The organism is Nocardia sp. NPDC051052, from assembly GCF_044456045.1.
Classification (GTDB): Bacteria; Actinomycetota; Actinomycetes; order Mycobacteriales; family Mycobacteriaceae; genus Nocardia.
Genome location: NZ_JBITFL010000002.1, coordinates 825,519 through 846,586, shown reverse-complemented (window position 1 = coordinate 846,586; position 21,068 = coordinate 825,519). Strand labels below are relative to the sequence as shown.

Sequence of the window (21,068 nt, the reverse complement as noted above, 5' to 3'; positions counted from 1 at the left end):
AGGTAACTGTGGTCGTAGACAGGGTCGCTCGGGTGTCCGAGCCACTGGTGCGGTGGGGATTCGATCTCGTGCTGAAGAGTCTGCAGACCTTCGGCCGGACAATACAACTCGCGGCCGCCGCGTTCAGCTTCCTCGTCGGCGACCTACTGAGGCTGCGACATCCGTGGCGGGAGACGGTGCAGCAAGGCTGGTTCATCGTCAGCGTCACCGCGATTCCCGCTGTGCTGGTGGCGATTCCGTTCGGCGTGATCGTCTCGGTCCAGGTCGGCAGCCTGACCCAGCAGGTCGGCGCCACCTCGGTGGCAGGCGCGGCGGGCGGGCTCGGCGTCATCCGGCAGGGCGCGCCGATGGTGACGGCGCTGCTGCTCGGCGGCGCGGCCGGGTCGGCGATCGCCTCGGATCTCGGCGCCCGCACGATCCGCGAAGAAGTAGATGCGTTGCGCACCATGGGAATCGATCCCGTGCGACGGCTGGTCACGCCGCGGCTTGCGGCGATGATCGTGCTGACGCCGCTGCTCTGCCTGCTGGTCATCTTCATGGGTGTGTTCACCGGTTACGTGGTGGCGGTGGGCTTCCAGGGGGTGACGCCGGGCAGCTACCTGTCCTCGTTCGCGGCCTTCGCGACCATGGCCGATCTCGCGGTGGCGATCGCGAAGTCGGTGGTGTTCGGGGTGATCGTGCTGATCGTCGCCTGTCAGCGCGGCTTGGAGGCGACCCACGGGCCGAAGGGCGTCGCGAACGCGGTGAACGCGGCCGTGGTGATCGGCGTGATCGCCGCGTTCGGCGTGAATCTCGTGATCACCCAGCTGGTTTCGATGTTTCTGCCGCAAAAGGTGGGCTGATGACTGAAGTTCCCGCCCAGTATCGGCCGTTCGGCCGAACCGGTCGTCTCGTCGAGCGCGGCGCGCGCGGACCCATGACCCTGTTCGAATCGCTCGGCCACCAACTGACTTTCGTGATCCAGGTGCTCACCGCGGTGCCGCACACGCTGCGTGCCTACCGCCGTCAGACCATGCTGATCCTCACCGATATCACCTGGGGCAGCGGCAATATCATCGTCGGTGGCGGCACCGTGGCGGTGCTGATCTTCCTCGGCATCGCGGTCGGCGGCTCGATCGGCGTCGAGGGCTTCACCGCGCTGAACATGGTCGGCATGGGTCCGTTGACCGGATTCGTCTCCGCGTACGCGAACACCAGGGAGATGGCGCCGATGGTGGCCGCGATCGGTTTCGCGGCGCAGGCGGGCTGCCGGATGACCGCCGAGATCGGCGCGATGCGCATCTCCGAGGAGATCGACGCGCTGGAAGCCATTGGCATCCGGCCGATTCCATTCGTGGTGACCACCAGGGTGATCGCCGGGATGATCACCATCGTCCCGCTCTACCTGCTGACGCTGATCCTCAGCTACCTGTCCTGCGCGGTGGTCGTCAACGTGTTGCATGGTCAATCCTCGGGCACCTACTACCACTACTTCGACGCCTTCCTGCAACCCGGCGACGTGATCGCGTCGCTGATCAAGGCGACGGTCTTCGTGGTGATGATCATCCTGATCCATGGCTACCAGGGTTTCTACGCGACCGGTGGACCAGAAGGGGTCGGGCGCGCGTCGGGTCGGGCGATCCGCGCGAGCCTGGTGCTCGTGGTGATCGCGGACATGATCATGACGATCGTCTTCTGGGGTCTCGATGTCGGAATCAAGATTTCGGGGTGACGCGTGCCGATATTCGTTGATCATTCAGGGCGCACCGCCGGGCGGTGGATGCTGCGGCTGCGCGGGCTGGTCGTCGCCGCGGTCGTCCTCGTGGTGGCCGTGTTCACCACGCAATACGCGCAGGGCAAGTTCGCCGACACCTTCGCACTCACCATCGACGCGGCAACCCTCGGTGAGGGGCTCGCGCCGGGTGCGGAGGTGAAGTTCCGCGGTTTCGGGATCGGTACCGTGCGCAAGGTCGAGACCGTCGACTACGGGCACCAGCGCATCGAGTTGTCGCTGGATCGCACCCAGGCCGCGGCGCTGACCGACGACGTGTCGGCGCGGTTCACCTCGTCGAACATCTTCGGTTCCAGCGCAATCGAATTGGTGAACACGGGCAAGGGCGGTCGGCTACCGGAGAACACCACGCTGTTCATCGGCGCCAACGCGACCAACGCGACGGTGTCGAGTGTGTTCCGCAGGGCGGCGCGGTTGACCCAGGTGCTGGATTCCGACACCGTGCGCGCGCTGTTCGATCTGCTGCTGGACAACACCGCCTCGCTCGGTCCGGCGGTGCGGTCGTTCTTCGCCACCGCGCGGGTGCTCGCCATGAATCAGCGTGCGCCGCTCGGTCATTACCTGGACATCGGCGCGGATGTCGGTGCCGGCGCGGCGCAGGTGACGCCGCCGGTGGTCGACGTGATCCTCGGCGTGCTCGACAACAGCGAGTATTTCGGCACCGAGGAGAACCGGGAGCGGACGAAGCATTCGCTGTCCCGTCTGGACACCGCGCTGCTGCTGCCCGTCACCGATCTATTGCGCAGGGACAACCCCGATCTGGCCGCCATCATCGGCGGGGTGCTGGATCTGGTGGTGCCGATCAGCGCGTCGATCGGCACCGTCGCACCCGCGTACAACCGATTGCCCGCATTGCTGGCCCGCATCGACAGCGCGTTCCCGGTGATCGACGGCCGGGTGCAGCTGCAACTCGAGGTGATCGTGAAAAACATGCCGTATCTGGCGGATTCGATCATCGGGATGCCGCGATGAACAGTGTGACCGGCGCGGCCGTCAAACTCGGCATCTTCGTCGCGATCGTCGCGGTGTGCTCGGCTTTCATTGTGGCCGCGCTGAATACGCCGGTGCCGAAGGACAAGGTCTCCTATGACGCTGTCTTCACCGACATTTCGGGGCTCTATGCCGGGGACGTGGTCCGGATGTCGGGGGTGGCGGTCGGGAAGGTCGACACCGTGTCCTTGGACGACACGCGCGCCCGCGTCCGGTTCACCGTGGACCGCCAGCGCCCGGTCTTCGACAACACCGAAGCCGCTGTGCGATACCAGGATCTGATCGGGCAGCGCTACATCGAATTGGTGACCGCGAAAACCGGCGGGGTGCGGCTCGCGCCGGGGGCCACCATTCCGGTGGAGCGCACCATCCCGAGTTTCGATGTGTCCAAACTGTTCAACGGCTTCAAACCATTGTTCGAGACCTTGGATACGGCTCAGCTCAACCAGTTCGGCACCAACATCCTGCGGGTGCTGCAGGGCGACGGCGGCGGCATCGGCCCCGCGCTCGCCGATCTGGACCAGCTCACCAAGCACGCCAAGAGCAGCGAGGCGGTGGTCGTGCTGCTGATCCACAACCTGGGCGAGATATCCCGGTCGATCGGCGGAAAGTCCGCGGCGGTCGGCGATCTCGTCAAACAGTTGAACGGCGTGCTGAACGCGTTCGGCAGCCGGACCGCGACCATCATCACCGCCATCGAGCAGGCCAATCGCACGTTGGTGCCGCTCATCCCGCTGCTCGAGGAGCTGCAAGGCGCCTACGACCAGAGTTACCTGCCGTTGGACGGGTTGTTGCGCAGGCTGCTGCCGCAGACCGATCAGCTGGTCGAAATCCTGTCGCTGGTGCCGTCATTGCTCACCGGGCTCAACCAGCACATCCCGGCCAGCGGCGAGGCGAAGACGTATTCGTGTGCCGGTGGTGAGCTCGGGCTACCGGGCATCGGCAATGTCGTGCTCGGCAATCAGAAGCTGGTGGTGTGCAAATGACCGGTGCGGCAGGGCAACTGGCGGGGCTACCGTTCCGGCTGTTCGGGGAGCTGAAACAGCTGCGGGCGGCGAAGTCGGAGTCGTGGTCCCAATTGCGGTGGGGGGTAGCGGGTGTGCTGTTGAGCGTGCTGGCCCTGCTGGCTGCCGCGGTGCTGTACGTGGTGCCGTTCGGCGAGCAGTCCTATACGGCGGACTTCCGATCCTCCGGTGGCGCCCGCACCGGAGACGAGGTGCGGATCGCGGGAATCAAAGTGGGGCAGGTCCGTTCGGTGGGCTTGGTCGGCGACCACGTGGAGGTGCGCTTCGGCGTCGACCGCGACGTGCACGTCGGCGACGCCTCGGCGGTGGCGGTGAAGATGCTGACCCCGATCGGCGGGCACTACCTGTCGCTGGCTCCGCAGGGGGAGCCAGCGCTGGGCGGCAAGCACATTGCGCCGGAGCGGACCACCACACCGTTCGAGCTCACCGACATCATCGACGTGGCCACGCCGGTGCTCGGCCAGGTCGACGGCACCACCCTGCGCGGCACCATCGCCGAGGTGAACGCCGCGCTGGCCGGTCAGCCCGACGCGGTGCGCTCGATCATCGGCAACTTCAACGACCTGACGGGCGTGCTGGCCGACCGGTCCAAGCAGCTGGATTCGGCGGTGCGGGTGTCCGACGAATACATCGGCGCGATCGCGACCGACCGGGCGGTGCTCGCCGATTTCGTGCGCGAACTCGGTGTCGTCGCCGTGGTGCTCGGGCAGCGCAAGGGCGAGGTCGTCCAGGTTTTCGAACTGTTGAAGCGATTGTTCGCGGTGATCCATCGGCCGGTGCTGGCCTACGGCGATTCGATCGAGCCGTCGGTCGCCGAATTCGAGGACCTGTTCAACAAACTCGTGCAGGATCCCGGCCGGCTCGACACGGTCGTCGCGGGGATCAAGGACTTCATCGGGAAGATCTCGGCGATGCTCGGCGCGGATGGGGTGACCATCGACCAGTCCGCCAGCGTGATTCGCGGTCCGGCACTGTGCATTCCGTTCGAGGGGAGGACGTGCTGATGCGGGCCTGGGGTAGAGCGGGCGTGGTGATCGCCGCCGCGGTGGTCACGGTCGCGGTGGTGGTCGGTGTGAGCGGCGCGACCTGGATGGACCGGGTACAGCCCGCCGAACAGACCCTCTGTGCCGAATTCACCGACACCGTGGGGCTTTACGAGGGCAACAGCGTCACCATGCTCGGCGTGGAGGTGGGCACCGTCTCCGGTATCGAGGCGCGCGGTGACCGCATGCGGGTGTCGATGACGATCGACAGCAAGCTCGCGCTGCCCGCCGACATCCGCGCGGTGACCATGTCCAGCTCGATCGTCACCGACCGGCACGTCGAGCTGACCAAGACCTACACCGGCGGACCGAAATTCGATACCGCGACCTGTATTCCGCTGGAGCACACCAAGACACCCGTCGGCATCAGCGAAGCGCTCGGCGCACTCGGGAAACTCTCCGGCGACCTGCTCGGCGCGCAACAGTCGCCGACGCCGGGTGCGCCCTCGGACACGCTGCTCGATCAGACGATCACCGGCGCGGTCCGCTCGCTCGACGGCACCGGACCACAGTGGAATGCACTGCTACAGCGGCTGTCTCAGGTGATTGGCGATCCGGCCGACCGGGATGTGGTGATCCGCAGGCTCGTCGACAACCTCGACCAGCTCACCACGATGTTCATCACCAACTGGCCGGATATGCAGGCGCTGCTGGACAATCTGAAGAACGGTGTCCAGCTGGTCGAAGGCTTCTCCGCCCAATTGTCAAGGGCGGTCGATCTCGCGCTGCAGTTCCTGCCGGTGATCGCCCGCAATGTCGGCAAATACGATCAGCAGTCCTACGAATTCCTGGATCGGATCGTGCCGGAGGTGCATCGGTACGCGGTGCTGGCGGGCAGCATCGTGGATCTGCTGGTGCAGCTGCCGCCGCTGAGCAATCGGCTGGTTCAGGTGTTCGACCCGGCGACGGGTGCGCTGCGGGTGAATTACCGTCCGCCGCACTATGAGTCGGCGGACGGCAGCCAGCCGGGTCTGGCCCAGGTGATCCTCGGATCGTTGGGGGCGCCGTGAAGCGAGTGATACCCGTGCTCGCCGCGCTGGTGCTGCTGTTGGCAGGCTGCGGTGTGCGCGCGACCGACGTGCCGATTCCTGGCACGTATCTGGCGGGGAAAACCTTCTCGATCAGGATCGAATTCGGTTCGGTGCTCAACCTGCCCGACCGGGCCAAGGTCATCGCCGAGGGCGTCGAGGTCGGCATGCTCGACCGGATCGAGCTGATCGGGGACACCGCCGTCGCCACGATCGACCTGAAATCCGATGTGCGGCTGCCCAAGTCGGCTACCGCGGAACTGCGGCAGAGCACCATCCTCGGCGACATCCATATCGCGCTGCAGGCACCGCCCAACGCGGGTCCGCCGTTCCTGGTGAACGGCGACGTCATCCCGCGCTCGCACACGGTGCCCGCCGCCAACGTGGAAGACATTCTGCGGGCGCTGTCGAACATTGTCACCGGCGGTCGCTTCGGCGAAATGCAGGAGCTCGTTGCCAGCGTCAACGCCGCCTTCCCGGCCGATCCGGCGGATCTGCGGCGAATCCTGACCGGCGGCAAGAACGCGCTGCACGACCTCGCCACGCACAGCGACGATATCGACCGGATCCTGGCCGCCGCGGCCAGCGTGACGACCACCCTCGAGGCGAACAAGGACGACGTCGACCGCACCCTCACCCTCGGGCCCGGCCGCGCCGCCGGTCTGTCGGACGTGCTGTTCGGCCTGGTCCAGCTGATCATCGACGGCGGCCAATTGGCCGAGTACGTAGGCGATCTCGCGTTGCCGCTGCGTGGCGACCTGCACGACGTCATCAGCACCCTCGCACCCGCGGCGCTCACCATCGCGAGCTCGGACACCACGGTCCCGATGAACGTCGACGCGATGAACCGGCTGTTGCGCGACAAGCTGATCCCGTTTTTCAGTGCGCCACCGAACATTCGGGTGCAGCGGCTCAGCGCGGACGCGGTCGCCGCCGACGCGTCCGCTCGCTCGGGCCAGATGATCCAGGTGCTGCGGTCGATAGGAATGGTCCGATGAAGCTGTCCGGTCCGGTTTCGCTGGTGCTGTTGCTCGTGATGACGGTGGTGTGCGCCGCGTACCTGGCCGTCGGGGTGCTCGACATCGATCCGCGTCGCACGACGAATACCGTGACGGTGCTGATGGATTCGTCCGGCGGGCTGATGCAGACCTCCCAGGTCGACCTGCGCGGCATGCGGATCGGCAAGGTGCGCGCCATCACCGCCACCGGCGCCGGGCTGGCGGTGCGGATCGAGCTCGACGCGAAGTATCGGGTGCCGATCGGCAGCGAGGTGCACGTCAGCAATCTGTCGGCGGCGGGCGAGCAGTTCATGGACTTCCGCCCGACCGGAACGGCGGGCCCGTATCTCGCCGACGGCAGTGTCATTCCCGCGCACCAGGTTCGGATCGCCACGACGGTCAGCGAGGCGCTGGCCAAGCTGGACGTGCTGAACTCGCAGATCGATCCGGCGAAGATCGAACAGCTCGCCGCCATCCTGTCGCAGGGTTACGCGGGGCGCGAGAAGGAAATCGCCAACCTCACCCGGACGCTGACCATGACGGCGCAGCTGCTGCACGACAAACGGGACGAGATCACCCGGCTGTATCTGAACGGACAGGACCTCGCCGAGAACTTCAATGGGTACGGACCGGTGATCGGCGGCTGGGCCGACGATTTCACCCGGGTGCTGCCCGAAGTGGTGCACCTTATTCAAGGTTTCCAGGGTTATTCCTATGCGGGCGAACATATCTGGGATGAGCCGCTCGGGCCGCTGGTGCAGAAGATCGACCAGTACCTCGCGGTACTCGGGCCCGATCTCGCGCACATCGCCACCGCGTTGAAGCCGTCCACCAGCGTGCTGAAACCCGTTCGGGTGGACGCTGGTTCGATCATCGACCTGCTGTCGGCGACCTTCCCGGAGAACGGGACCGCTCGTATCACGCTCGACGTTCCGAAATAGAGAGTTGAGGACATCATGACCACGAACGAGCCCGCGGACGCGTCCGAGACCGGTCAGGACCTAGCGCCCCAGACGGGCGCCGTCCCCGTGCCCGATGCCGCCTCGCCGCCAGCGGCCGTTGCCGCTCCGATGTCGGAGGCCGCGGCGGCGCGCGAGACGGTTGCCGCTCCGGAGATTGTCGCCGCGCCGACGCACGCGGCTGTCACTGCGATAAATGGAGGTGTCGCCGCTCCCATTGCAGAGCCGAAGGGCGTGCGGCGCAACGGAATCAGCTACCTCCTCGGCGGCCTCGCGGTGCTGCTGACGGTGCTCAGCATCGCGCTCGGCCTGTCCTGGCAGTCCACCTCCGACGATCTCAGCGCGCTGCGCCAGCAGAACGCCGACCGCGACAAGGCCGCCGAGATCGCCAAGGACTACACGCTGCGTTCGCTCACCTACGACCACAAGAACCTGCCCGCCTTCTTCGACGGCGTGCAGCGCGGTACGTCCGACGCGCTGCGCAAGCGCTACGACGAGGTGCACGACACGCTGGCGAAGATCATGACCGAGGCGCAGGTGGTGGCCACCGGGCAGGTGCTCGGCACGGCCGTGGACGCGCAAGGCAACGATCAGTACTCGGTGACGGTCTTCGCGACACAGAAGACCCAGAACATCCAGCAGCCGACTCCCGCCACGGTGCCGAACCTGCTGGTGGTCACGGTGGCGAAGAACGGCGGCAACTGGCAGGTCGTGGACTACGGGCCGAAGGGTGATACACCGGCGCGTTGATAAGATGACGCGCTATTTGTCCTGTTCTGTCGAGAGGGAGTGCTGTGCCGGAGCAGCCCCGCCGCGGTCGGCCACCGCTCGCCGGTCTGCCGGAACGACGCAGGCAGCAGATCATCGAATCGGCGTACGCCGTGTTCGTCGAGCGCGGTTACGAGGCGACCGCGATCTCCGATGTGGCCGCGCACGCCGGTATCGGGCAGGGCACGGTGTACCGGTACTTCGCGAGCAAGCGCGAAATCCTGGACCATGTGGTTGATTTCGGCTTCGGGAAGCTCATCGACGCGTTGGAGCCGCAGTCGCTGCTGAGTCGTCCGAACTCGGCCGAGGAGCTGCTCGCCGGTGTGCGGGCGGCGATTACGCGGTTGTACGCGATGCTGGAGCACGATCCGGACTTCGTTCGGCTGACGCTCGTCGAGGCGAGCGCCATCGATAAGGAGCTCAGCGATCGGCTGCTCGGTGTCGAACTTCTCGTGAGTACCTTTGTGGCGCAGGAACTGCGACGTGGCATCGCGGCGGGCTGGATTCGCGCGGATGTGGATCCCGAGGTGACCGCGCACATTACGTTGACCCTGGTGGTGCCAGGGTTGTTGCAGGAGATGCGCGGCGACAACACGCCGCAGGCGCGGGAACGAGCCACCGCCAGCGTGCTCACCCTGCTCGAAAAGGCATTGCGGCCAAGCCATTCCGTCACGGCCGGACCCGCTCGATGAATGTCGCCAAACGTCGCGCGGAGCTTGTTCTCGCCGCCTATGAGCTGTTCGTGGACAGGGGATATCGCGCGGTCGTCGTCGCCGACATCGTGGCCAGGGCGGGTGTCAGCCACGGCACCTTCTACAACTACTTCACCAACAAGCGCGACGTGCTCGACGCGGTCATCGACCACTACTTCGCGTTGATCCGCAGCCGTGTCTTCGGCCGGGTGGTGGCCGGGCAGCGCCCGCAGACCCTGGACGAATTCTGCGCGCTCGCCGCCGGCGTCATCGACCAGTGCTACGAATTGGTTGCTGAGGAACCGGGTTTGGTGACCTTCATCCTCCTGGAGGCGACCTCGATCGATGACCAGGTGGCCGAGCGATCGATCCAGAACCTGACGATCTACGGCGACGAAGCCACCGCGTGGATCAAGAACGGCATTGCCCTCGGCTACATGGACTCCGCCCTCGACCCGCGGCTGACCGGCGAGATCCTGCTGTCGATCCTGTTGTCCGCCTTGCTGTCGGCGGTCCGCGACGGGGCCGACGGCCTGGACCAGCAACGCGTCAGGACCGACCTCGTCAGGTTTGTCCGGGCGGCACTCGAGCCCTAGCGGCGGGCGAAACGGGCGGTCGCTTCGAGAATTGTCGCGCCCATGGTGGGGCTGCCGGTGTGGCCGGAATCGTCGATGACGTGCAGTTCGGCGTCCGGCCATGCCTGCGCCAGTTGCCAGGCGGTCTGCAAAGGCGAGCTGAGATCCAGCCGTCCGTGGATCAGTACGGCCGGAATCCCGGCGAGTTTGTGCGCGTCGCGCAGCAGCTGTCCGTCGGGGAGCCAGGCGTTGTTGGCGAAATAGTGCGTGCAGATTCGCACGAAGGCGAGCATGGCGGCGTCGGGCTTGCTGCTGTATTGGCCCGGGTTGCCGAGGGATTCGTGCGCGATGACGGCGTCCTCCCACGCGCACCAATCGCGGGCCCCCTTCGCGACGACCGCCGGATCGGGGTTGTTGACCAAACGGCTATATGCGGCAACGAGATTCCCGTTCCGCTCGGCTTCCGGGAGCGCGTCACGGAAGGCTTCCCACGGGCCGGGCAGGAAGCGGGCGACACCGTGATAGAGCCAGTCGGTTTCTTCCGGGCGGGTCATCGTGACGCCGACCAGGATGATCTCCGAAACCCGCTCGGGATACCGTTCGGCGTAAGCGAGGATCAGCGTCGAACCCCAGGAACCGCCGTACAGCAGCCACTTTTCGACACCGAGATGGACCCGCAGCCGTTCCATGTCGGCGATGAGGTGCTCGGTGGTGTTGTGCGTCAGTTCGACCGCCGGGTCCGAGGCGTGCGGCAGGCTTTCGCCACACCCGCGCTGATCGAACATGATGGTGCGATAGATCGCGGGGTCGAAGTTCTTATGCGCACGGCGATTACCCCCACTGCCCGGCCCGCCGTGCACCACCAGCGCGGGCTTGCCGTCCGGATTCCCACTGGTCTGCCAGTAGATCCGGTTTCCGTCCCCGACGTCCAGCCGCCCTTTCGCATACGGCTCGATATCAGGAAACGGCTGTGCCACTACACGTTCCGTCTGTCCCGCACCCATCGCCACTCCCTCCGGCCGACCACGATCTTCTTGAGCGTAGTCAACCGGTCTGTGGGTCAGGCGGATTGCTTCGCGGGGGCGGGGGCGGGGACCGGTTCTCTGGTGCGCAGGGATGCCCAGAGGGCGGCGGTGGCCGCTACGCAGGCGGCGGCTCCGCCGACGTGGACGACCACGAGAGCTGCTGGGACGTGGGTGAAGTACTGCACGATGCCGACCAAGGCCTGCGAGCAGACGAGGGCGAGCAGGACGAACAGGCGGGTGCGGACCGCGGCGGTGATGCCGACCGCGAACAGGCCGAAGGCCAGGCCGATCAGCAGCGCCAGATAGCCGACGAGCAGCTGGGAATGCAGGTGCACCAGGGTGACGATCTCGATCTGCAGGCGCTCGACCGGACGCTCGATGCTCTTGTCGCCCGCGTGCGGCCCGGCGGCGGTGACCAGGGTGCCCGCGATCAGCACGCCGCTCAGTGCGACACCGCTGAGCGCGGTGAGCCAGCGCAGCGGCGCGGGCGCCTGTACGACCTCGATGCCGTCGTCGGGTTGGTTGATCTTCGCGTAGAGCACCACGGCCAGCCAGACCATCAGCATCGAGGCCAGCAGATGCACGGAGACGGTCCACCAGAGCAGGCCGGTGCGCACGGTGATGCCGCCGATGATGCCCTGCAGCAACGTGCCGCCTGGCATCAGCCAAGCGTAGGTCAGCACGTCGCGGCGGCGCCGGGCGCGGGTGACCGCGAGCACGATCAGCGCGGCGCACAGCGAGACGGCGAAGGTGAGCAGCCGGTTGCTGAACTCGACGGTCTGATGCAGCACCGGCACCTCGGAGACGCCGATCGGGGTGAAGCTGCCGGGGAAGCACTGCGGCCAGGTCGGGCAGCCGAGGCCGGAGGCGGTGACCCGGACGACAGCCCCGGTGACCGCGATACCCGCCTGCGAGAGGATCACCGCGATGGCGATCAAGCGCTGCACCCGAAGCGAGGGCAGCGGCAGCAGGTCGACGAGTCGCAGAAAGGCGCGATACAGCACGTCACGATGGTAGAGCACGGTCAACTACACGCTGTCGTTGGTACCGGACCCGGACCGTCGAGCCTGCCTATTCGAAGCGGAAGTAGCGGGCGGCGAGCACGCCGGAGACCGCGCCCCACGCGGCGAGCACGGCGATGCCGAACCAGTCGATGCTGCTGCGCATCGCGTCCTCGAGGGTGACCGCCAGCGCGCCGGAGGGGATCAGGCGGGCAAGCACATTCACCGCGGTGGGCAGGTCGTCGGCGGCGAACACCACGCTGGCGATGCCGAGCATGACGAACCACAGGATGTTCGCCAGCGCCAGCACGATTTCGGCCTTCAGCGTGCCGCCGAGCAGCAGACCCATCGCCGCGAAAGTCGCGGTGCCGAGCGCGATCACGAGCGCGCCGAGCGCGAGCCCGGCGGGCTCGGGTCGCCAGCCGAGCGCGAAGCCGATGGCGCCGAGCAGAATGGCTTGCAGCACAACAACAATCAGCACGGCCGCGCTCTTGCCCGCGATGATGCCCCAGCGCGGCAAGGCGGTAGCGCCGAGCCGCTTGAGCGCGCCGTAGCGGCGATCGAAGCCGACGGCGATGGCCTGTCCGGTGAACGCGGTCGACATCACCGCCACCATCATCACCGCGGGCACGATCTTGTCTACCCGGTCGTCGCCGAGGTCGCCGAACGGCAGCAGGCTGAGCCCGACCAGCAGCGTGATCGGAATGAACATGGTCAGCAGCAGCTGTTCGCCGTTGCGCAGCAACAGGATCAGCTCTAGGCGGGTCTGCGCCAGCATCATCGCGGCGCGCGAGTTCGGCCGCGGATCGGGGGCGAAAGTGCCCGGCGTGAAGCGGTTGGCGGTCAGATCGGGCTGGGTCATCCGCGTAGGTCCCGTCCGGTGAGTTCCAGGAAGACATCTTCGAGCCTGCGCTGATCGATCCGAATATCGGTGGCCAGCACGTTCACTCGCGCACACCACGCGGTCACCGTCGCAAGCACCTGCGGATTGATCTCGCCCTCCACCAGATACGTGCCCGGCGTGGTCTCCCGTGGCGAGAAGCCCTCCGGCAGCGCCGATTTCAACAGGTCGAGATCGAGTTTCGGTGGGGCGGAAAAGCGCAACTGTCCCGCGGCGCCGTGCGCGGTCACCTCGGCGGGCGTTCCCGACGCCACGATCCGCCCATGATCGATGATCACCAGCTGATCGGCCAGCTGCTCCGCCTCGTCCATCAGATGCGTGGTGAGCACCACGGTCACCCCGTCCCGCCGCAACGCGTCGATCAACTCCCATACGATCAACCGCGCCTGCGCATCCAACCCGGCAGTCGGCTCATCCAGGAACACGATCTCCGGCTTCCCCACCAGCGCACAGGCCAACGCAAGTCGCTGCTGCTGCCCACCGGACAACCGCCGATACGGCGTCCGCCGATTGTCCTGCAACCCCAGCGTCCGCAACAACCACTCCGGATCCAGCGGATCGGCGGAATAGGCAGCCACGAGATCGAGCATCTCGCCCGCCTTCGCCCCTGGATAGGCGCCGCCGCCTTGCAACATCACCCCGATGCGGGACCGCAAGCGATCAGAATCGGCGATCGGATCAAGCCCGAGGACGCGCACCGAGCCCGCGTCCGGTGTCACGAACCCCTCACACATTTCAACGGTGGTGGTTTTGCCTGCCCCATTAGGACCGAGCAGCGCAAGTACTTGTGCGCGTTCGACATCGAAGCTCAAACCATCGACCGCAGTGGTCGCGCCATAACGTTTGACGACACCGTCGACGCGAACGGCAGGTCCGGAGGCTGTCACGATGTCACACCGTAAGAGGTGGGCAGCTGTGACGGAGCCGACACCCCCCGCTGGCCACGCCACGGCAGCTTGTTGCGGGTGACCACGAAGAACAGCAGGGTGACGATGACGGTGGCGATCGCGGCGCCGACGATTTGGAAGACTTCCAGGTCGGCGCCGCGGGGCATCAGGATGACGCTGACGATCGCGGAGAAGGCCACGGCGGGGACTCGGAAGATGGGGCGGGTGGCCCACGCGGCCAGCGGCACGATCGCCCACAGCAGGTACCAGGGCTGGACCACGGGGAACAGCAGCACGATGGCGCCGAGCGCGACGCCGAGCGCGCCGACCGCGTGCAGCCGGCCGATGCCGGTCGCGATCAACATGCGGACCGCGAGGAAGCCGGCGATCACCGCGGCGATCGGGCGAGTGATGCTGAGCAGCGCGGTGGTGTGGTCGCCGAGTCCGAGTAGCACCCCGCCGAACCCGGTGATGATGCCGAGCACCGTCGGCACCGACATCCAGCTGCGCACGGCGTTGGCGACGTTGAGGGTGTGGATCCAGCCGAATCCGAGCCCGCTCGCCGCACCGATGAAAACTGTTGTGCTGATTGCGATCGCGCCCAGGAGTGCGGCCGCGACGCCGACGGAGCGCAGGCTGAACCCCCAGCGGCGGGCCAGCGCCATACCGACGAAGCCGAGCGCGATGATCGAGGTGAGCTTGATCGAGGACGACATGGCGATGACGATGGCTCCGCCGATCAACCACGCATAAGCACGTCCGTCGAACGGGTGTATGTCCTCGATGGCGTGCAGACAGAGCTCCAGGCCGGCCAGCATCAAGCCGAGCATCAGCGCGTCGTTGTGCACGCCGCCGACCAGGTGGAACAGCACCAGCGGGTTGGCCGCGCCGAGCCACAGCGCGCTGACCGGCGCGACACCGCAGCGCTGGGACAGTCGAGGCAGCGCCCAGACGATCAGCGCGACGCCGGCGATCGCGAGTGCCCGGTGCACCCAGACGCCGAAGATGATGTTGTCGCCGGTGAGTTCGGCGATGCCGCGGCCTATCCAGAGGAACAGCGGACCATAGGGTGCCGGTGTCTTCTGCCAGATCGTCGGCACATTGTTGGTCAGCACGTTATCGATGCCGAGCCCCGCGACCGGCCCCTCTTGATACGGATCTATGCCGCGCGCCGCGATTTCGCTTTGTGCCAGATAGGAATACACGTCGTTGCTGAACAACGGCGGCGCGACGCTGAGCGGGATGATCCAGAGCAGGAGGGTGCGATCGAGCTGGGAGCGGGTCAGTCGACGCAGGGGAGCACCACCGATTCCACCGACCGCGAAGCGGCCGAGCAGCAGCCAGGCGAGCACCACCACGACCGTGCCGACCATGCACATGGCGAGCGAACCGGTGTGCGCGCGGGCGAAGATGCCGAGGACGCGGACGCCGGAGGTCGGGTTCTGGTGGACCGGTTGGGCGCCGATGCCCAGCGCGCTGATCGCCATCAGGACGGTGCCGGTGGCGCCCATCAGCCGGATGCGGTCCAGTTGGACGCGCTCTTTCCGGTCGAGGCCAGGAACCTCGGTCTCGTCCTGGTGCAGGACCGCGATCGTGTGATCGGCGGTCGGCACGTCCAACCCGAGTGCTCGGCGCCCGAATGCCAGTGTCCTGCGCCGCGCGCCCTCCAGTACCGCCACGAGACGAAGCATAAGGGGCGCGGCCGGGCGGGTCCCGGCACAGACCGGTGACGGCGGTGCTCGTTCCGATCGGAAGCGTCGCCGGCCGGGGCACAATCAGACACATGGTTTCGGAGTCCAGGCGGCGGATCGAAGTCGCCGCGTGCGGGCTGCTCGCACAGCACGGGTATCACGGGTTCGGTCTGAAGGCGTTGAGCGAGGCGGCCGGATTGCCGTATGGCTCGATCTACCACCACTTTCCAGGAGGCAAGGAGGAGATCGCGGTCGCCGCCATCACCGGGACGGGGACGTTGACCGGGCGGATGATCCGGCAGGCGCCGACGGATGTCTTCGCGACGACCACCACCATCTTCGATTTCATGGTCGGCAAGCTGGCCGCCTCGGCCTGGGACGACGGCTGCCCGATCGGCACACCAGCGTTGGACGGCGGCAGCGATGTCGAAACGATCCGTGCCGCCTGTGCGTCCGCCTTCGAGGAGATGGAACAGGCGTTCGCCGGGATGCTCGCCGAATTGGGGTTGTCCGCACAGGACGCGGGGGAGTTGGCCACCACGGTGGTCGCCGCGTACGAGGGCGCGACCATGCTGGCCAGGGTCCGGCGTTCGGAGGCACCGCTGCACACGGTGGCCGCGGCGATGGAGCGACTGATCCGGGTGACGTTCAGCGAGGCGGGTCTGCCGAGTGCCGAAGCGGCCGCGGCGGAGACGGGTCCGCCGGGCACCGGATCATCCGATATCGACAAGGGGATGCCCGCGGTGGACGCGGCACCGTCGGTCGAAGCGAGAGTGGTGGCGGCCGCGGAATCCACCGGAAATGTTCCGGAAGTTGGTGTTGGGCAGTGAAATACCCGGCGAGGCATTGACTAGAAAGAACGTTCTAGCGAAACTCGACCCATGAAGCGTCTGATGTTGACCGGCCCCGGCGAGCTGCGGTGGGAAGAGCACCCCGAACCCGAGCTCACCGGGCCGGACCAGGCGCTGGTGCGCCCGATCGCCTTGGCCACCTGCGATATCGATCCGGCCGTCCTGTGCGGTGCCTTTCCGCTGCCCGGCCCCTACCCGTTCGGGCACGAGGGGGTGGCCGAGGTGGTCGCGATCGGGGACGGCCTGCGCGCGGTCGCGGTCGGTGATCGGGTGGTGGTGCCGTTCCAAATCTCTTGCGGCACATGCCGTTCCTGCCTGCGCGGCCGCACCGGCAACTGCACGAGTCACGCGCCGTTGTCGTCCTACGGCCTCGGCCCGCTCGGCGGACTGGATTGGGGTGGGCTCTGGGCCGACCGCACGCTCATCCCGCACGCCGACGCCATGCTCGTGCCGCTGCCACCCGGTGTCGACCCGGTGGCCGTGGCCAGCGCGAGCGACAACATCCCCGACGGCTATCGCGCGGTCGGCCCGCAGCTCGCGGACAACCCCGGCGCCGAGGTATTGGTCATCGGCGGACCCGCGTCCCCGTCAATAGGGCTCTACGCCGCGGGCCTGGCGGTCGCGCTCGACGCGGCCCGCGTCGTCTATCTGGACGACTCCGTCGAGCGCTTGGAGATCGCGAAATCCTTGGGCGCCGAGGCAATCGAGGGTCCGCGCGACGCTCGCGTCGGCCGGTTCCCGATCACGGTCGAATCCGCGGGCGGCGCGACAGCGCTCCGTGCCGCGATCAACGCCACCGCCTTTGACGGCTGGTGCACGAGCGTCAGCGTCCAGCCCGCCGACGTGTCACTGCCGATCTTCCAGATGTACTCGCGGTGCTGCACGTTCCATACCGGTCGCGCGCACGCTCGTCCCGCCATCCCCGATGTCCTGGAATTGGTCGCCGTGGGGCGGTTCGATCCGTCGCTGGTTACCACCCGTACAGCAAACTGGGACGAGGCTGTCGACGCGTTATTGGAGACACCGATGAAGCTTGTCGCCGTCCGTTGAACGGTCTCGGTGAGGTGGTCGGGTGACCATATGTGATGTAACGCACTGGACTCGATCGCCGCGAAAATGATGGTCGCGGCGTCGGTTGCCGAAGCGGCCGACCCGTCGACCGCGAACATCGCGCACCCCGGGGTGTTCCGGGGCCGCCCGATGAAACCGCAGCTCAGAGGCTATATTTCCGGCCGTTTTAAGGCTCGGCTTAAATAGCGGGCGGTCACGACCCCGATCCGCAACTCCGCGGCACTGAGGATCGCACTCTCGCTGACCCGTCAACGAGGGTCTACGCAGGTCACGAGCCCCAAGAACTCAGGGCACCCTTATTAGATTTCGGGAACGAATTCCGCCACACTGATGTTGTGAAAACCGTGGGTTTGCAGAGCGAGGACGAAAGGGCTGGTCGTAAGGCCGGTACCGGATCGTCCGCTGCGCCCGCGACCGCCGGTGAGGGGCACACCCGCGCGGCTATCGTCCAGCTGCTGCTGGAAGAGGGCCCGATCACCGCGACCGCCATCGGCACCACGCTGGGCCTGGCTCCGGCCGGCGTGCGGCGCCACCTCGACGCGCTGATCAACTCGGGTCAGGCCCGGGCGAGCAGGTCCGCGCCGTGGCAGCAGAAGGGTCGCGGCCGTCCCGCCAAGCAGTATCAACTCACCGCCGCGGGCCGTGGCCAACTGGGTCACGCCTACGACGACCTGGCAGGCGCGGCGATCCGTCAGCTCGGCGAGATCGGTGGCGACCAAGCCATCACCGAGTTCGCCAGGAAACGGGCCAGGACTATCGTGGCCGGGATCGCACCGGTCGAGCAACACACCCCGCAGCAGACCGAGGCCAAGGCCGAGGAGATCGCGGACGCGTTCACCGTGGCCGGTTTCGCCGCCTCCACCCGCAAGGTGGGCACCGGCGTGCAGATCTGCCAGCATCACTGCCCGGTCGCACACGTCGCGGAGGAATTCCCGCAGTTGTGCGAGGCGGAACTCGAGGCGTTCCGTGACCTGCTCGGCACGCACGTGCAGCGGCTGGCCACCATCGCCAACGGCGACTGCGCGTGCACGACGCATGTGCCGCTGCTCGTAATACCGATCACCAACAAAACTTCACCAGAAACCGCTGCACAGCCCGCAGCAATACGAACGAACTCCGGAAGGAGTGCCGAATGACGACAACCACCGACCAGGTGCAGCCGCTCACTCAGGAAGAGACCATCGCTTCCCTGGGTAAATACGGCTATGGCTGGGCCGATTCGGATGTGGCCGGAGCCAGCGCGCAACGAGGCCTGTCCGAGGCGGTTGTCCGCGACATCTCGGCCAAGAAGAGCGAGACCGACTGGATGCTCGACATCCGGCTCAAGGCGCTGCGCATCTTCGATCGCAAGCCCATGCCGAACTGGGGCTCCAACCTCGACGGCATCGACTTCGACAACATCAAGTACTTCGTGCGCTCCAGCGAGAAGCAGGCGGCCACCTGGGACGATCTGCCCGAGGACATCAAGAACACCTACGACAAGCTCGGCATCCCGGAGGCGGAGAAGCAGCGCTTGGTCTCCGGTGTCGCGGCGCAGTACGAGTCCGAGGTCGTCTACCACTCCATCCGTGAGGACCTGGAGAAGCAGGGCGTCATCTTCCTCGACACCGACACGGCGCTGAAGGAGCACCCGGAGCTGTTCCAGCAGTACTTCGGCTCGGTGATCCCCGCGGGCGACAACAAGTTCTCCGCGCTGAACACCGCCGTGTGGTCCGGTGGCTCGTTCATCTACGTGCCGCCGGGCGTGCACGTCGACATCCCGCTGCAGGCCTACTTCCGGATCAACACCGAGAACATGGGCCAGTTCGAGCGGACCCTGATCATCGTCGACGAGGGCGCCTACGTGCACTACGTCGAGGGCTGCACCGCGCCGATCTACAAGTCGGACTCGCTGCACTCCGCGGTGGTCGAGATCATCGTGAAGAAGGGCGGCCGCTGCCGCTACACCACCATCCAGAACTGGTCGAACAACGTCTACAACCTGGTCACCAAGCGGGCCAAGGCGGAGGCGGGCGCGACCATGGAGTGGGTCGACGGCAACATCGGCTCCAAGGTCACCATGAAGTACCCGGCGGTCTGGATGACCGGCGAGTACGCCCGCGGCGAGGTGCTCTCGGTGGCGTTCGCCGGCGAGGGCCAGCACCAGGACACCGGCGCGAAGATGCTGCACCTGGCGCCGCACACCTCCTCGAACATCATCAGCAAGTCGGTGGCGCGCGGCGGCGGCCGGGCCTCCTACCGCGGCCTGGTTCAGGTGAACAAGGGTGCGTACGGGTCCAAGTCGACGGTGAAATGCGATGCGCTGCTTGTCGATACGATCAGCCGCTCGGATACCTACCCGTACGTCGACATCCGCGAGGACGACGTGACGATGGGTCACGAGGCCACCGTGTCGAAGGTGTCCGAGGACCAGCTGTTCTACCTGATGAGCCGCGGCATGACCGAGGACGAGGCAATGGCCATGGTGGTGCGCGGCTTCGTCGAGCCCATCGCCAAGGAACTGCCGATGGAATACGCGTTGGAACTGAACCGGCTCATCGAGCTGCAAATGGAAGGGGCCGTTGGCTGATGTCGACTGGTGTCATTGGAGCGGTCGAAGGCGAAAACCCTTCGAAGCCGATTCAGAACCCGGGCGCTGGCGCGGCGACCAACAAGGGCGAGGTCTTCACCTCGTTCGACGTCAACGCCTTCGAGGTGCCGTCCGGCCGGGACGAGGAGTGGCGGTTCACCCCGCTGCGCCGCCTGCGCGGGCTGCACGATGGTTCCGCGGTGCGTGACGGACAGGCCACGGTTGAGGTCAGCTCGGTCGAGGGTGTCCAGGTGGAGACCGTCGGACGCGACGACGAACGCCTCGGCGCCGCGGGCACCCCCGCGGATCGCGTTGCCGCCCAGGCGTTCTCCGGCTTCGAGTCGGCCACCGTCGTGTCGGTCGGCGCGGAGACCGAGGTCGCCGAACCGGTCGTGGTCACGGTCACCGGCCCCGGCGAGGGCCGGACCGCCTACGGCCACTTGCAGATCCGGCTCGGCAACTTCGCCACCGCCACCGTGGTCATCGACCAGCGCGGCAGCGGAACCTACGCGGAGAACGTCGAATTCGTGCTCGGCGACAGCGCCAAGCTGACCGTCGTCGCGGTGCAGGACTGGGCCGACGACACGGTCAACGCGACCGCGCACCACGCGCTGCTCGGCCGCGACGCCACGCTGCGGCACATCGCCGTCACGCTCGGCGGCGACCTGGTTCGCCTCACCGGAACCGTCCGCTACGCCGGCCCCGGCGGCGACGCCGAACTGCTCGGCCTCTACTTCGCCGACGCGGGACAGCACTTCGAGCAGCGCCTGCTGGTCGACCACTCGCAGCCGAACTGCAAGTCCAACGTGCTGTACAAGGGTGCGCTGCAAGGGGATCCGCACTCGCCCAAGGGCGACGCGCGGACTGTGTGGGTCGGCGATGTGCTGATCCGCGCCGCCGCCGAAGGCACCGACACCTTCGAGGTGAACCGCAACCTGGTGCTCACCGACGGCGCGCGCGCCGACTCGGTGCCGAACCTGGAGATCGAGACCGGCGAGATCGCCGGCGCCGGTCACGCCAGTGCCACCGGCCGCTTCGACGACGAGCAGCTGTTCTACCTGCGCGCGCGTGGCATCCCGGAAGATGTGGCCCGCCGCCTGGTGGTGCGCGGCTTCTTCCAGGAGATCATCCAGAAGATCGCGGTCCCCGAGGTCCGGGAGCGGCTGGAGTCGGCCATCGAGGCCGAGCTCGCCGCTGTCGGCGTCTGATCCCGAAAACTCATA

The 21,068-nt window shown here is 66.9% G+C and carries 21 protein-coding genes; 16 read left to right on the top strand and 5 right to left on the bottom strand.

The window, feature by feature from the left end; all coding sequences use genetic code 11:
* Window positions 1–8 precede the first annotated feature (8 nt).
* From ACIBCN_RS09005 to ACIBCN_RS08955, 11 genes are all read left to right on the top strand, one after another.
* Window positions 9–842: an MlaE family ABC transporter permease gene (locus ACIBCN_RS09005; protein ID WP_396990937.1), complete on the top strand. Its 834-nt coding sequence runs from the start codon at window positions 9–11 to the stop codon at window positions 840–842.
* Between the two features lie 74 nt (window positions 843–916).
* Complete coding sequence (locus ACIBCN_RS09000; protein WP_396991173.1) at window positions 917–1,711, top strand: MlaE family ABC transporter permease; 795 nt, start codon at window positions 917–919, stop codon at window positions 1,709–1,711.
* A 3-nt stretch (window positions 1,712–1,714) separates the two neighbouring features.
* Window positions 1,715–2,743: an MlaD family protein gene (locus ACIBCN_RS08995; protein ID WP_396990936.1), complete on the top strand. Its 1,029-nt coding sequence runs from the start codon at window positions 1,715–1,717 to the stop codon at window positions 2,741–2,743.
* Entirely contained in the window at window positions 2,740–3,747 is a 1,008-nt protein-coding gene (locus ACIBCN_RS08990) for an MlaD family protein (RefSeq protein ID WP_396990935.1), read from the top strand. Before ACIBCN_RS08995 ends, ACIBCN_RS08990 begins: the two co-directional genes overlap by 4 nt.
* Complete coding sequence (locus tag ACIBCN_RS08985; RefSeq protein ID WP_396990934.1) at window positions 3,744–4,790, top strand: MlaD family protein; 1,047 nt, start codon at window positions 3,744–3,746, stop codon at window positions 4,788–4,790. Before ACIBCN_RS08990 ends, ACIBCN_RS08985 begins: the two co-directional genes overlap by 4 nt.
* A complete protein-coding gene (locus ACIBCN_RS08980) occupies window positions 4,790–5,839 on the top strand; it encodes an MCE family protein (RefSeq protein ID WP_396990933.1) in 1,050 nt (349 codons plus the stop codon). Before ACIBCN_RS08985 ends, ACIBCN_RS08980 begins: the two co-directional genes overlap by 1 nt.
* Entirely contained in the window at window positions 5,836–6,855 is a 1,020-nt protein-coding gene (locus ACIBCN_RS08975) for an MlaD family protein (protein ID WP_396990932.1), read from the top strand. Before ACIBCN_RS08980 ends, ACIBCN_RS08975 begins: the two co-directional genes overlap by 4 nt.
* Entirely contained in the window at window positions 6,852–7,796 is a 945-nt protein-coding gene (locus ACIBCN_RS08970; RefSeq protein WP_396990931.1) for an MlaD family protein, read from the top strand. The genes ACIBCN_RS08975 and ACIBCN_RS08970 overlap by 4 nt, the downstream gene beginning before the upstream one ends.
* Window positions 7,797–7,811: 15 nt before the next feature.
* On the top strand, window positions 7,812–8,564 hold the full coding sequence (locus ACIBCN_RS08965) for a hypothetical protein (protein WP_396990930.1): 753 nt from the start codon (window positions 7,812–7,814) through the stop codon (window positions 8,562–8,564).
* A gap of 44 nt (window positions 8,565–8,608) precedes the next feature.
* Window positions 8,609–9,274 carry a TetR/AcrR family transcriptional regulator gene (locus tag ACIBCN_RS08960; RefSeq protein WP_396990929.1) on the top strand — a complete coding sequence of 222 codons (666 nt, stop codon included), beginning with the start codon at window positions 8,609–8,611 and terminating at the stop codon, window positions 9,272–9,274.
* Window positions 9,271–9,870 (top strand): TetR/AcrR family transcriptional regulator, encoded by a 600-nt coding sequence (locus ACIBCN_RS08955; RefSeq protein WP_396990928.1) that lies wholly within the window; start codon window positions 9,271–9,273, stop codon window positions 9,868–9,870. The genes ACIBCN_RS08960 and ACIBCN_RS08955 overlap by 4 nt, the downstream gene beginning before the upstream one ends.
* On the opposite strand, the gene pip is transcribed toward ACIBCN_RS08955, so the two are convergent.
* From pip to mptB, 5 genes are all read right to left on the bottom strand, one after another.
* Window positions 9,867–10,853, bottom strand: coding sequence for a prolyl aminopeptidase (gene pip / locus ACIBCN_RS08950; protein WP_396990927.1), 987 nt, complete (start codon window positions 10,851–10,853; stop codon window positions 9,867–9,869). The two genes, ACIBCN_RS08955 and pip, sit on opposite strands and share 4 nt — an antisense overlap.
* Window positions 10,854–10,909: 56 nt before the next feature.
* Window positions 10,910–11,878: a heme A synthase gene (locus ACIBCN_RS08945; protein ID WP_396991172.1), complete on the bottom strand. Its 969-nt coding sequence runs from the start codon at window positions 11,876–11,878 to the stop codon at window positions 10,910–10,912.
* Between the two features lie 67 nt (window positions 11,879–11,945).
* Window positions 11,946–12,737 (bottom strand): ABC transporter permease, encoded by a 792-nt coding sequence (locus ACIBCN_RS08940; protein ID WP_396990926.1) that lies wholly within the window; start codon window positions 12,735–12,737, stop codon window positions 11,946–11,948.
* A complete protein-coding gene (locus ACIBCN_RS08935) occupies window positions 12,734–13,666 on the bottom strand; it encodes an ABC transporter ATP-binding protein (RefSeq protein WP_396991171.1) in 933 nt (310 codons plus the stop codon). Before ACIBCN_RS08935 ends, ACIBCN_RS08940 begins: the two co-directional genes overlap by 4 nt.
* On the bottom strand, window positions 13,660–15,354 hold the full coding sequence (mptB, locus tag ACIBCN_RS08930; RefSeq protein ID WP_396990925.1) for a polyprenol phosphomannose-dependent alpha 1,6 mannosyltransferase MptB: 1,695 nt from the start codon (window positions 15,352–15,354) through the stop codon (window positions 13,660–13,662). Before mptB ends, ACIBCN_RS08935 begins: the two co-directional genes overlap by 7 nt.
* Before the next feature lie 92 nt (window positions 15,355–15,446).
* Between mptB and ACIBCN_RS08925 the strand changes: the two genes are divergently transcribed.
* The 5 genes from ACIBCN_RS08925 to sufD all read left to right on the top strand — a co-directional run bounded on the left by ACIBCN_RS08925 (window position 15,447) and on the right by sufD (window position 21,053).
* Entirely contained in the window at window positions 15,447–16,184 is a 738-nt protein-coding gene (locus ACIBCN_RS08925; protein ID WP_396990924.1) for a TetR/AcrR family transcriptional regulator, read from the top strand.
* A 51-nt stretch (window positions 16,185–16,235) separates the two neighbouring features.
* Window positions 16,236–17,255, top strand: coding sequence for a zinc-binding dehydrogenase (locus tag ACIBCN_RS08920; protein WP_396990923.1), 1,020 nt, complete (start codon window positions 16,236–16,238; stop codon window positions 17,253–17,255).
* Between the two features lie 356 nt (window positions 17,256–17,611).
* Complete coding sequence (locus ACIBCN_RS08915) at window positions 17,612–18,412, top strand: helix-turn-helix transcriptional regulator (RefSeq protein ID WP_396990922.1); 801 nt, start codon at window positions 17,612–17,614, stop codon at window positions 18,410–18,412.
* Window positions 18,409–19,845 carry a Fe-S cluster assembly protein SufB gene (gene sufB, locus ACIBCN_RS08910; RefSeq protein ID WP_396990921.1) on the top strand — a complete coding sequence of 479 codons (1,437 nt, stop codon included), beginning with the start codon at window positions 18,409–18,411 and terminating at the stop codon, window positions 19,843–19,845. The genes ACIBCN_RS08915 and sufB overlap by 4 nt, the downstream gene beginning before the upstream one ends.
* Window positions 19,845–21,053 carry a Fe-S cluster assembly protein SufD gene (gene sufD, locus ACIBCN_RS08905; RefSeq protein ID WP_396990920.1) on the top strand — a complete coding sequence of 403 codons (1,209 nt, stop codon included), beginning with the start codon at window positions 19,845–19,847 and terminating at the stop codon, window positions 21,051–21,053. Before sufB ends, sufD begins: the two co-directional genes overlap by 1 nt.
* Window positions 21,054–21,068 lie beyond the last annotated feature (15 nt).